12 protein-coding genes are annotated in these 12406 nt (G+C 61.7%); 5 read left to right on the forward strand and 7 right to left on the reverse strand.

Annotated features, from left to right (window positions below; translation table 11 throughout):
• The first annotated feature begins 37 nt into the window (after nt 1–37).
• The 3 genes from J3P96_RS15405 (at nt 38) to map (ending at nt 2662) form a co-directional block, all read left to right on the forward strand.
• Entirely contained in the window at nt 38–1594 is a 1557-nt protein-coding gene (locus tag J3P96_RS15405) for a TerC family protein (protein ID WP_434652113.1), read from the forward strand.
• Nucleotides 1595–1673: 79 nt separating this feature from the next.
• The gene (locus J3P96_RS15410) at nt 1674–1886 is read left to right on the forward strand and encodes a ParD-like family protein (protein ID WP_434568766.1); all 213 of its coding nucleotides are present in this window, start codon (nt 1674–1676) and stop codon (nt 1884–1886) included.
• The gene (gene map, locus J3P96_RS15415) at nt 1883–2662 is read left to right on the forward strand and encodes a type I methionyl aminopeptidase (protein ID WP_434568767.1); all 780 of its coding nucleotides are present in this window, start codon (nt 1883–1885) and stop codon (nt 2660–2662) included. Before J3P96_RS15410 ends, map begins: the two co-directional genes overlap by 4 nt.
• Before the next feature lie 143 nt (nt 2663–2805).
• Here map and J3P96_RS15420 read toward each other — a convergent pair whose 3' ends face one another.
• The 7 genes from J3P96_RS15420 to J3P96_RS15450 form a co-directional block, all read right to left on the reverse strand.
• Complete coding sequence (locus J3P96_RS15420) at nt 2806–4125, reverse strand: NTP/NDP exchange transporter (protein WP_434652116.1); 1320 nt, start codon at nt 4123–4125, stop codon at nt 2806–2808.
• 69 nt (nt 4126–4194) lie between these two features.
• Nucleotides 4195–5250: an SDR family oxidoreductase gene (locus tag J3P96_RS15425; RefSeq protein WP_434568769.1), complete on the reverse strand. Its 1056-nt coding sequence runs from the start codon at nt 5248–5250 to the stop codon at nt 4195–4197.
• 44 nt (nt 5251–5294) lie between these two features.
• Nucleotides 5295–5555, reverse strand: coding sequence for a DUF2790 domain-containing protein (locus J3P96_RS15430; protein WP_434652118.1), 261 nt, complete (start codon nt 5553–5555; stop codon nt 5295–5297).
• Nucleotides 5556–5851: 296 nt separating this feature from the next.
• Nucleotides 5852–7225 carry a heavy metal sensor histidine kinase gene (locus J3P96_RS15435; protein ID WP_434624213.1) on the reverse strand — a complete coding sequence of 458 codons (1374 nt, stop codon included), beginning with the start codon at nt 7223–7225 and terminating at the stop codon, nt 5852–5854.
• Nucleotides 7225–7929, reverse strand: a complete 705-nt coding sequence (locus tag J3P96_RS15440; RefSeq protein ID WP_434568772.1) for a heavy metal response regulator transcription factor — start codon at nt 7927–7929, stop codon at nt 7225–7227. The genes J3P96_RS15435 and J3P96_RS15440 overlap by 1 nt, the downstream gene beginning before the upstream one ends.
• A 169-nt stretch (nt 7930–8098) precedes the next feature.
• Nucleotides 8099–8506 carry a VOC family protein gene (locus tag J3P96_RS15445; RefSeq protein ID WP_434624215.1) on the reverse strand — a complete coding sequence of 136 codons (408 nt, stop codon included), beginning with the start codon at nt 8504–8506 and terminating at the stop codon, nt 8099–8101.
• A 23-nt stretch (nt 8507–8529) separates the two neighbouring features.
• Nucleotides 8530–8955, reverse strand: a complete 426-nt coding sequence (locus J3P96_RS15450; RefSeq protein WP_434604468.1) for a YciI family protein — start codon at nt 8953–8955, stop codon at nt 8530–8532.
• A gap of 227 nt (nt 8956–9182) precedes the next feature.
• Here J3P96_RS15450 and J3P96_RS15455 point away from each other — a divergent pair, with 227 nt between their 5' ends.
• Both J3P96_RS15455 and J3P96_RS15460 read left to right on the forward strand, forming a co-directional pair.
• Complete coding sequence (locus J3P96_RS15455) at nt 9183–10079, forward strand: alpha/beta fold hydrolase (protein ID WP_434652121.1); 897 nt, start codon at nt 9183–9185, stop codon at nt 10077–10079.
• Between the two features lie 161 nt (nt 10080–10240).
• Complete coding sequence (locus tag J3P96_RS15460) at nt 10241–12184, forward strand: sigma-54-dependent Fis family transcriptional regulator (RefSeq protein ID WP_434652123.1); 1944 nt, start codon at nt 10241–10243, stop codon at nt 12182–12184.
• Nucleotides 12185–12406 lie beyond the last annotated feature (222 nt).

The following is a 12406-nucleotide window of genomic DNA, read 5'->3' on the forward strand; positions in this document are numbered from 1 at the left end:
TTCCCTCATATTGATCGCCCGAGGGAGCGAATAACCCATGGAATGGATCGTTGACCCCACGGCATGGCTCGGCCTGCTGACCCTGATCGTGCTGGAGCTGGTGCTCGGCATCGATAACCTCGTATTCATCGCCATCCTGGCGGACAAGCTCCCCCCCGCGCAGCGCGACCGTGCCCGAGTCATCGGCCTGTCCCTGGCGCTGCTGATGCGCCTGGGCCTGCTGGCGAGCATCTCCTGGATGGTGACCCTGACCAACCCGCTGTTCGAAGTGTTCGGCAAGACGTTCTCGGGCCGCGACTTGATCATGCTGTTTGGCGGCGTGTTCCTGTTGTTCAAGGCAACCATGGAGTTGCATGAGCGACTCGAGGGCCACGTGGCGCAACGTTCCGGCAACGCCGCCTATGCGCTGTTCTGGCCGATCGTTGCGCAGATCGTGGTGCTGGATGCGGTCTTTTCCCTGGATGCGGTGATCACCGCCGTGGGCATGGTTGAACATCTGTCAGTGATGATGATCGCGGTGATCTTCTCCATCGGCCTGATGATGATCGCGAGCAAGCCGTTGACAAAATTCGTCAACGGCCACCCTACCGTCATCATGCTGTGCCTGGGCTTTTTGATGATGATCGGCTTCAGCCTCACCGCCGAGGGCCTGGGTTTCCACATTCCTAAAGGTTACCTGTACGCCGCGATTGGCTTCTCGATCCTGATCGAGCTGTTCAACCAGTTGGCGCGCTCGCGTCGCAAGAAAAGTTTGCAAGGTCTTCGGCCGATGCGCGAGCGTACCGCCCATGCGGTGCTGCGCCTGCTGGGCGGTCAAAAGCTGGGGGCCGATGAAGTCGGCGAAGAAATCGCCGACCTGCTGGAAGGCGAGGAGCCCGAGCAGGTTTTCCATCGACGCGAACGGGTCATGATCAGTGGCGTGCTGCAATTGGCGGAGCGCCCGATACGCAGTGTGATGACCCCTCGCGCGCAAATCGACCACCTCGACCTGGCGAACACGCCGGAAGACATCCGTACGACGCTGATGCACTCGTCGTATTCGCGCTTGCCGTTGATTCGCGACGGACGCGTGGATGAGCCGTTGGGTTTCGTCCACAAGAAGGAGCTGCTCAAGGAAATACTGGCGGGCAATCAACCGAATCTGGAAGCCATGGCGCGCAAAGCCATCAACCTGCTCGACAGTTTCACGATCCTCAACGCGCTGGAGCAAATGCGCAAGGAATCGACTCACATCGCCTTCGTGGTGAACGAATTCGGTGACTTCGTCGGCCTGCTCACGATGACCGACATCCTCGAATCCATTGCCGGCGAATTGCCCGACGCCAGTGAAATCGACGGGCCGAATATTGTTGCGCAAGAGGACGGTTTCCTCGTCAGCGGGGCCCTGAACCTCAGCCAGGTTCGCGAACACATCGGTTTCCAGGCGTACGCGACGGAGGATTACCAGACCCTTGCCGGGCTGGTGATGAGCTTGCTGGATCGCTTGCCGATGATTGGCGATACCCTGAATTGGCAGGGATGGAGCATGACCGTCATGGAGGTTGAAGAGCGTCGGGTAACCAGGGTCTTGCTGCGTATCGAGGAACAGGCGTGACCTGCTAGCTGCCAAATGGTGCTGGCGCCACAGCATATGAAACGTATATCCTAGATATACGAAACATATGGAGCCACACATGGGCATTGTCAACATCGACGACGAACTTCACGACCAGCTACGCAAGGCCACCAAGGTCTCCTGCCGTTCGATCAACGCGCAGGCGGCCTTCTGGATCAAGGTCGGCATGCTGTGCGAGACCAACCCTACCCTCAGCTTCAACGAGATCATCCAGCGCGAACTCAGCGACGCCGGCGTTACGGCGCAACCGTTGGAGGCGAACTGGCAATGATCAAGCGACCCGAAGAACTGGCCCTGATGGCCGAGTCCGGCCGACTGCTCGCCTTGGTGTTCGAACGGCTGGATCAAACCAATTTGATGGGGCTGTCAACGCTGCAGATCGATGCAATGGTCGAGGATTTCATCGTCCGCGACCTCCATGCGCGCCCCGCCAGCAAGGGACAGTACGGGTACGGTTTTGTACTCAACTGCTCGATCAACGAAGTGGTTTGCCATGGTGTGCCCTCGCGCTCGCGAGTGCTTCAAGACGGTGACATCGTCAATCTGGACATCACCCTGGAAAAGAACGGCTATATCGCGGATTCGAGCAAGACGTACCTGATCGGCAACGTCGACCCAGCCGCCAGGAAGCTGGTCCAGGTCACTTATGAAGCCATGTGGAAGGGCATCCGCGCCGTCCGCCCGGGCGCTCGCCTGGGCGACATCGGCTCGGCCATCCAAGGCCATGCGACACGCAACGGTTATTCGGTGGTCCGTGAATATTGCGGCCACGGCATCGGCCGGCAAATGCACGAGGAACCCCAGGTGTTGCACTTCGGCAAAGCGGGAACGGGCCTGGTCCTGCGCGAGGGCATGGTCTTCACCATCGAGCCGATGCTCAACCAGGGCACATCGGACGTCAGGACCGAAGCCGACGGCTGGACCGTGGTAACCCGGGACGGCGCGCTCTCCGCGCAGTTCGAGCATACCGTGGCCGTCACGGCGTCCGGTTTTTCGGTGCTGACGTTGCGGCCTGATGAATCGGACAAGATCACGGGCACGCTTTGAACGACTGTTTATTCATCCTGTGGGAGCGAGCCTGCTCGCGAATGCGGAGCCACAGCCGATAAAGATGCCGAATGTGCCGAACCCTTCGCGAGCAGGCTCGCTCCCACAGGGTCTTTTGAACCCTCCGGCAACTCGAAACATGCCTAGGTTTCGGCAACGCCAGCTTCCAGCTCCAGTTCATCACGGCGATGGTCAGCCTGCCGTCCCAGCCGCCATCCAAGGCCGGCCCACAGCAACGCACACCCTGCGCCGATCAACGCGACCAGGCCGGCGCCCTGCCCCAGCATGTCGAGCGCCGTCTTGATCCAGCCGCTGACCGCATCACCGCCGCGATAGACCACCGTGTCGATAAAGTTCTTGGCTTTGTACTTATTTTCCGCATCCAACGGCGTGAACAGCATTTCCCGGCCCGGCCTCACGAACGCGTACTCGCCGATCCTTCGCACAATCATCAATGTCGCGAGGATCGCAAAGCTTGGCGCCAGTGCCAGACCGACGAAGCCGATGCACATGATCAGCGGGACGATCGCCAATAACGCACCGATGCCGAGCTTCGGGGCGATGCGCCCGGTGATGAACAGCTGGGACAGTAGCGCGCCCGCCTGCACAATAAAATCGATAGTGCCGAAGACCCGTACCTGGGCCTGGCGGTCCGGAAACAGCTCGGCCACCAGACGTGCCTGCTCGAAGTAGAGAAAGGTGCTGACCGTTGCCAGCAGCACGACGAAACCGGCGATCCCCAGCAGATACGGCGAACGGAACACCGCCGTCATGCCGCTGAACGGATTGCCAGTCAGGGGCCGCTGCGGGCTTTGCGTGGGTGCCGCGCCGGGACGCCCGGCCCCACCGGTTTCACGCCAACGCATCAAGGTTCGTTTCAATCCCAGCGTGGCCCCCAGCAACACGGCTGCCACGAACATCAACCCCGAGGCACCGAGGCTGTCGATCAGCAGCGCACTCAAGGCCGGCCCGAGCAGGCCACCGGTGCTGGCGCCGGCCGCGATGAAGGCGAACAGACGCTTGGCCTGCTCGCTGTCGAATACATCGGCCATCAGGCTCCAGGCCACGGAGACGACGAACAGGTTATAGACCGAAATCCATACGTAAAAAGTACGCGCCAGCCAGACGTTGTCCGAATCGAACTGGAACAGCTCGACGAACATCAGCAAGTTCAAGACGAAGAAGCCATACACCCAATCGACGAGGCGCAGGCGCGGCACTCGCGCGCTGAGCCAGGCGAACAACGGCACGGCCACCAGCATGACGAGAAAGGTCGCGGTAAACAGCCATTGCAGATTCTCCACACCCGCGGCGATCCCCATCGACTCACGGATCGGACGCAACATGAAGTAGCCGGTGAACAGGCAGAGGAACAACAGGAACCCGCACATTGCCGGACGCAGTTCATCGTCACGGGCGTTGAGGGCCAGGCTCAGCCGATGCAAATAGGAAGGGGTACTCATGGAAACTCCTGGGAAACGGCAACAAGCCGGAGGTCGAGCGCGGGAACGAATGCCCGCGCCCAGGCTGCGTCAGCGATAGGTCACGCCGGTCAGTTGCTCGGAGATGGCCCAGAGCCGTTCGGCATCCGCCTGCGCGTTCGCGGCAGGCGGCGTCTTGGCGAAACCCAACGGACCGCGCCTTTCATCGTCCCCAGTCGGGCCGTAATAAGCCCCGCCCACGGCTCGCACAGCGGTAGCGGCATACAACGTGGGCAACGCGCCTTGCGCCGCCGAGTGGTACGCGTCGCGATCCTTTGCCCAGCGCTGGCCGAACTCGCTTTCGAGGCCGGGCCCGCGCGCGACCAACTCGGTGACCGCTACCCCGGGGTGCGCCGCCATGCTGCGAATACCCCAGTTTTCGGCATCACTGCGCCGCTGCAAGGCAAACGCCCAGTGCAGCACCGCCAGTTTCGATTGCGCGTAGGCCGCGTACGGGTCGTATTTGCGCTCGAACTGCAGGTCATCAAAATTCATCGTGCCGCGCGTCGCCGCAATACTTGAAAGGCTCACAACTCGGGCGTCCTGGCTCTGGCGCAAGAGCGGCACCAGCAGGCCGGTCAGCGCGAAGTGCCCCAGGTAATTGGTCGCCAGTTGCAGTTCGAAACCGTCGGCAGACGTACCGCGCTCTGGCGGCGCCATGATGGCGGCATTGTTGATCAACACGTCGAGGCGCGGCAGCTTGCTCTGGAGACGCTGGGCCAGCGCGCTTACCGATGAGAGATTGGCCAGGTCCACGGCCTCGAATTGCACCTTGGCATCGGGCACGGACTCGCGGATACGGGCGATGGCCTCGGCGCCGCGCTCCGGGTTGCGGGCGGCGATAATGACGTCGGCACCGGCACGCGCCAATGCCAGCGCATCTTCATAACCCATGCCGCTGGTGCCGCCGGTGATCAGGACAATCCGGCCTTTCTGCGACGGTATGTCGCTGGTGGACCAGTCGGGTTTGGGTGCAACGCGAGCCGATGCTTCGACGCTGATGGCGCTGAACAGCGCTACGCCCGCAGCGAGCGTCCGGGCCAGCGTGATGATCCGGCCCAGGTTGGGCGAAAGTCCGATTGCGGGGATTGTTGTTCTATTCCACATGACTGGCTTCTCTGTTGGGGGTGATGAAGGGGTATGGCCGGTGTTCACTGGATGGAGCACGCATCGGCCAGCTGCAGGAAGCTGACGTGCCGGAGTTCACCCTGGGTATCGACATAGGTCATCTTTGCCCGCACCACCTCGCACACCGGCGGGCTCGGCGCCTCGATGCGAATGGCCTGGGCCACGTCCAGCGGCATGCCGTATTCGTAAGCAGGGGGATTGGTTTGCTCTTTCGCATAGAGCGGCGCACCGCCTAATGCGATGACGGCCAACAGACTGGCGATCGACAGGTTCTGAATGTTCATAGTGGTCTCCACAAATGCCCTTACCGGGATAGTGGTTGCACTTTATGAGGGGGACACTGACGTCAAGGTGACTGGCGACTGACAGGAACATGTCAAACGCCGGCGCCGGGAAAAACGCGGTGGCTCAGCCAACGGGATATGGATGTGCTGGCCTCTTCGCGAGCAGGCTCGCTCCCACAAGAAATCGGTGGTTTACCTTGAATTTTGCGGCTACTGGGGATCCACTGTGGGAGCGAGCCTGCTCGCGAAAGCGCCAGTTTGGCTTACGGCGATGTTGAAGCTTCGCGAGCCAGCGACTAGCGCGCCGCCTGGCTCGTCAGGGAAAAGCCGAAGGTGTTGAGTCCGTCCTGGCTGTGGGCGAACACTCGCCCACCGTGCATCGACGCCACCGCCCGCACGATGGAGAGTCCCAGGCCATGGTGCGCGTCACTTCGGGCCCTGGCGACGTCGGCTCGATAGAAGCGCTCGAACAGATGTTCCAGGTGCACGCTTTCGATCGGTTCGCCGGCGTTGGAAACGCTCACCCTGGCCTGCATGCCATGGTCTTCCAGGCTCACCGTGATGGTGCTCGCCGGCACCGCGTAGCGCGCCGCGTTTTGCAGCAGATTGGCCAGGGAACGGTGGAACAGACGCCGATCGATGCACACGCGCATGTCCCCCTGGATCACCACGCTCAACTGTTTGTCGTGCAGGACCGGCTCCAGGTATTCCACGGTCTTCGACGCTTCCTCGTAAAGCGAGACATCGCTCAGCTCGGTTGCCCGCTGGCCACTTTCGGCGCCCGCCAGGAACAGCATGTCGTTGACGATGGTGCCCATCCGTTCCAGTTCTTCGAGATTGGACTGCAACAGGTCCTGAAGCTCATTCACGTCCCGCCCGTGGGCCAACGCGACCTGGGTCTGCCCGATCAGGTTGGTCAGCGGCGTTCGCAGCTCATGGGCCACATTGGCATTGAACCCTTCGAGCTGGCACCAGGCGGCTTCCTGGCGCGCCAGGGCGCCGTTGAACGACACCGCCAGCTCCTGCAATTCGCCAGGCAGCGCCTGCGTGTCGAGTCGCTGCTTCGAATCCCCCGGCGGCAGACTGTTGGCCTGCCGGCTCAAGCGCCGGACCGGGCCCAGGCCAAAACGCGCGATCCAATAGCCGAGCAGCGCCACCAGCACGACCCCCAGCGCAGAAGTCAGAATTAATATCCGCGTAAAATCATCCAGTGTCTTCATGAACGGCGTCGAATCCAATCCCACGATAAAACGCAATTCCGGACGGCTGCCCATGGCCGCAATGGTCTCGACCATCAGCACCATCGGGCGGTCTCGGTCGGGCAGATCGAGGGTGGCGAAACCATCCGGGCGCTTCGACCAGTCCAGGCCGTCCGGCATCGGCCCGCCATAACTATAGGCCGGGTCGTCGACCACCACCCAATAACGCACGCGCTCATCCGCGGGCGTCAGGCCATCGAGCTTTTGTCGCAAGCCGACCCAGAACGCCGGCGAATCGTATTTGGCGAGCACCGGATCGAGCACCGAGTGGCGCAGGATCAGCTCGTTCTGCATCTGCTCGTCGAGCGACTGCTTCAACGAACAGCGCAACAGCGTCGCACTGACCGCGGTGATCAGCGTGACTGCAAGCGCGAACATCAACGCCAGTCGCTTGGCTATCGATCCCTTCATCACGCTGTACCCGCTTGCCTGTCACTGAGTTCACGGCTCTCCAGCACATAACCCATGCCGCGCACGGTATGCAGCAGCTTGCGCGGATACGGCGCATCCACCTTGGCCCGCACCCGCTTGATCGCGACTTCGACCACATTGGCGTCGCTATCGAAATTCATGTCCCAGACCTGCTCGGCAATCATCAACTTGGAGAGAATCTCACCCTGGTGTCGCGCCAGCAGGCTCAACAGGCAGAACTCCTTGGCGGTCAGGTCCAGGCGCAGCCCGGCCCGGGTTACCTTGCGCGCCTGCAGATCGACCTCCAGGTCATCGATGCGCAAATGCGTCGGGTCGGCGGCGTCATCGGCACGCCGTCGGATCAATGCCTGGACCCGCGCAACAAGCTCGGCGAAGGAAAACGGTTTGCCCAGGTAGTCGTCAGCACCCTCGCGCAGCCCTCGGACCCGATCATCCACCGTGCCCCTGGCCGACAACATGATCACCGGCGTCTTCTTGTGCAGGCGCAAGCCCTGCAACACGCCGTAGCCGTCCTTGCCCGGCAGCATCACATCCAGGATCACCACGTCGTAATCCATTTCCAACGCGTAATGCAGGCCATCGATACCATTGGTCGCGACATCGACAATGTAGCCAAGCTCGCTCAAGCCACGATGGACATAGGAAGACGTTTTTTCTTCGTCCTCGACGATGAGCAACCGCATCGGATATTTCCTCCAGCAAAGGGGTGCGCTGTACAGGCGCTCATGCATGTTCAAGCGGCCCGGGCAGACGGGTACAGCGTCCAGCAGAGTATCGGGCCGAAGGTGTCCGCAGGCTGACCGCTTCCTGACATTCCTGTCAGAATTGGCGCGGCCGTGCCGGCGGTTCGACTTATGGCCGCCCCTCGAAATTGACCATCCAGGCGACCCCGAAACGGTCTTCGAACATCGCAAAGCGCTCCGCCCAGAAGGTCTTGCCCAAGGGCATCTGCACGCTGCCGCCGGCACTCAGGCCATTGAACAGCCGCTCGGCCTCCTCCGCGCTGTCGACATTGAGAGACACCGACACGCCTTGCGGCTTGCTGAACGGTTGGCCGGGCGCGCAGTCGGAAGCCATCAGGCTGAAGCCGCCCACGGTCAGGCAGGTGTGCATGATCAGATTGGGATCCTTGGGCATGCCGACGTCCTCGGGCGCCTCGGCAAAGGACATGGAAAAAAGCTCGCCGCCCAGCACCTCCTGGTACAACGCGAAGGCTTCCTTGCAGCGGCCGTTGAAGGTCAGGTAGGGAATGATTTTCATGTTCTGCTCTCCTGTCTGCGGTTTCACGATTGATCGGATATCTGCGCTCGCAAACGTTCTTCCTGCTCGCGCAACTCGGTGGTAAAAGACTCGCCGAAATCCTCAGCCTCGAAGATCTGGCGAATTTCAATCTCACTGTCGCTGACCATAGGGTTGGGGCAGCGCTTGACCCAGTCGACAGCTTCCTGCAACGACTGGACCTGGAAGATCCAGAAGCCGGCGATCAATTCTCCTGTTTGGGCAAACGGGCCCTGGACGACGGTCCGGTTGTTTCCGGAAAACTGTACGCGAACACCCTTGGCACTGGGATGCAGGCCTTCACCGGCGAGCATCACCCCGGCCTTGACCAGTTCTTCATTGTAGGCGCCCATGGCGGTCAGCAGCTGCGCGCTGGGCATTTCTCCGGCTTCGGATTCGGGACTGGCTTTGACGATCACCATAAATCGCATGCTCATAGCTCCTCAGAATAGATGGATCAAGCCGTCCGTGTGGCGGCTCTGCAGACTAATCGAATGGCGATGACGCAAATCGACAGCCCGCGGCGATTTTTTTGAACCATCGCGTGTATGGCGTCCAGTTACTCACGATTCGTGAAGAAAGCTTTCACACGCCGTACCTTCGTACGACAGCGCGCTCGCCCTAGAATGGGAGCAACAACCAAAAGGAGTTTCGAGCGATGTTTGCCTCATTTGAATCGGGTCGATGCCACGTCAACGATATCACCGTCAACTACCGCAAAGGCGGCAGTGGCCAAGGTTTGCTACTGCTTCACGGGCACCCTCAGACTCACGTGATGTGGCACAAGATCGCCGAGCCGCTGGCGCAACATTTCACCGTGGTGGCGGCGGATCTTCGGGGCTACGGTGATAGCGAAAAACCGCCGAGCGACGCGCAGCACCTGGCCTACTCCAAACGGCAGATGGCGCTGGACGGGGTGGAGCTGATGCGCGAACTGGGATTCATAAAGTTCGACGTGTTGGCTCACGACAGGGGCGCACGAGTGGCCTGTCGGATGGCGATGGATCATCCGGACGCAGTAAAACGCTTGATCATCCTGGATATCGCTCCGACGCTGGCGATGTACGAGCAGACCAATGAAGCTTTCGCCCGCGCCTACTGGCACTGGTTCTTTCTGATTCGCCCAGCCCCTTTTCCCGAGACGCTCATTGAAGCGGATCCGCAGCTGTATCTGCGCAGCGTCATGGGTGCTCGCAGCGCGGGCATGGCGCCCTTCACCGAAGCGGCATCGGCCGAGTATCTGCGCTGCCTGAGACTACCGGGGGCAGCCCATGGTCTGTGTGAGGACTACCGGGCCAGTGCCAGTATCGATCTGGAGCACGACAAGAGCGACCTGCAAGCCGGCAGGAAACTCTCTATGCCTCTACTCGCCTTGTGGGGATCCGACGGCGTTGTGGGTCGCTGCTTCGATCCGCTTGGCGAATGGCAAAAGGTCGCTAGCGACGTCCGGGGAAAAGCCTTGCCGTCGGGGCATTACATTGCAGAGGAAGCGCCAGAGCTTCTGATTGACGAGGTGCTCGGGTTCCTGCTCCCACCGGTCCCCGGCGCCAGGTGATTTCACGCGGCGAAACTTCCCCGGCGTCAATTGCGAACATTTCCAGAGGCTGAAAATTCACGCTCCAGCGTCTATGGTAGATACTTGCAACGGCGGCCATCGTCCAATAACAAGATCGCTGTGAAGGCCCTTCGCGGGCCTCACGCCTGATGGAGCAATTCATGACCCTGCATGACACGCAGACGATCCCCGGCGAACTCGCGGCGTTCGTCAACGACCACTTTTCCGGGCGCGGGCTCAGGCCGGACGGGGTCATTGCGCAATCCTGGTACCGCAGCGTCGTGGAGCACCGGCTCGATCCTGGCGCGCCGAGCCGCAAGAATATCCTCAGCGCCGACGCCATACGGCGTCATCAGGAACAGCACCAGCAATATCTTTCCATCGCCAGCCAGGGCGTCAGCGGCCTGGCCCAGCGCGTGGTGCCAGCCGGTTTTGCCGTACTGCTGAGCGACGAGCATGGCATCACCCTGGATTCCCGGCTCCCCAGCCAGCACGACATCTACACCCGATCGGGGCTGGTAGTGGGCGCGCAGTGGGACGAGTCGGTGGTGGGCACCAACGGCATCGGTACCACCCTGGCGGCGGCGCAGCCGTTGATCATTCATCGTGAGGAGCACTTCCTGGCATCGAATTTCAGCCTGAGCTGCTCGGTGGCGCCGATCTTCGACGCCCAAGGCTTGCTACGCGGCTGCCTGAATGCGACCTGCATGAACAACGAGGGCCCTCGGGAAAGCCAGTACCTCACGCTGCAACTGGTGATCATGTACGCGCGGCTGATCGAGAACGCAGACTTTCGCCAGCGCTATCGCGACCGCTTGACCCTGTCCCTCAAACCCATCGATGAAATTGCCGACCTGGCCAACGAGCAACTGCTCGCGCTCGATGAAAGTGGTCGCGTCATCGGCGCCAACCGTGCCGCGTTTGTCGCGCTGGAGCTGGCAGATCAGCCGGCACTGCTCGGCACGCTCATCGACAGCCTGCTCCCGACTACGGTGGACGAACTGCTCCGGCTCACCAATGGCGGCGCCCAGGGTGTGCGCTTGCGCCGTTGTCAGGATGAAGCATTGCTGGACGTCGGCCTGCGTATCCCTTCCGAACGGCACCGCCCGCTGCCCGTCGCCCGCCCGGCCCCTGAGGCTCACCCGGATCTGCAGCAACTCGCCGGTCTCGACGCCCGGCTGCAACAGAACGTGCGACGCGTGCGCAAGGTGATCGACAAGGGCATCCCGATCCTGATTACCGGCGAGACCGGCACCGGCAAGGAGGCCTTTGCCCGTGCCATCCACCAGGCCAGCCTACGTCGCGCCGGGCCTTTCGTGGCATTGAACTGCGCGGCGATTCCGGAAACGTTGATCGAGAGCGAGCTGTTCGGCTATCGCGCCGGCAGTTTCACCGGCGCCAACCGCAAAGGCATGAAAGGCAAACTGGAGCTGGCGAACGGCGGAACCCTGTTCCTTGATGAAATCGGCGACATGCCCGCCCATTTGCAGACGCGTTTGCTGCGGGTGCTGGCGGAGCGTGAAATCTCACCTCTGGGGGCCGAGGTGCCGGTGACCCTGGATGTCCAGGTGATTTCGGCTACACACCAGGACCTGCAGACGATGATCGGCGATAAGCGCTTTCGTGAAGACCTGTTCTATCGCCTCGCTGGCATGAACCTGGCGCTGCCGGCCTTGCGCGAACGCAGCGATCGGGCCGAGCTGATCGACAAGTTGCTCGCCGCCCAACCTGGCGCCCGCGGGTTACGGCTGAACGCCGATGCGCGCCAATGCCTGATCGACTACCCGTGGCCTGGCAACATTCGCCAGTTGCTCAATAGCCTGCGCTACGCGGTGGCCCTGGCGGAAGACGGCGTGATCGACCTGGATTGCCTGCCCGGCGAATTACTCTCACCGCAGGCGCTGCGGTTGCCTGGCAGCGCCCAACCGTCGACCAGCAACCTGGGTGAACAACTCGGGAGCGAAGAGGCCCGTCAACTGCTGGGCACCTTGCGTCGGCTGCGCTGGAACATCAGCGCCGCCGCCACCGAGCTCGGCGTTTCGCGCTCGACGCTGTACCGCAAGATGAAAAAGCACGGCGTCGTCGCGCCTAACGATCAGCCCTGACGCTACTCGAAGGCTTTCGACAGCCCCGTGGCGAGGGAGCTTGCTCCCGCTCGGCTGCGAAGCAGTCGTAAACCAGCGGCTGCGGTGCATCTGATGCTCCGCGTTCGCCAGGTTTGGGGTCGCTTCCAACCCAGCGGGAGCAAGCTCCCTCGCCACTGGATCCCGGTTTCCCTTTGACAGCATCAGGCGGGGAGCCGGCATTTTTCCAAGCACAGGTGATGA

This window comes from Pseudomonas sp. R3-56, from assembly GCF_051132075.1.
In the GTDB taxonomy this organism is placed as follows: Bacteria; Pseudomonadota; Gammaproteobacteria; order Pseudomonadales; family Pseudomonadaceae; genus Aquipseudomonas.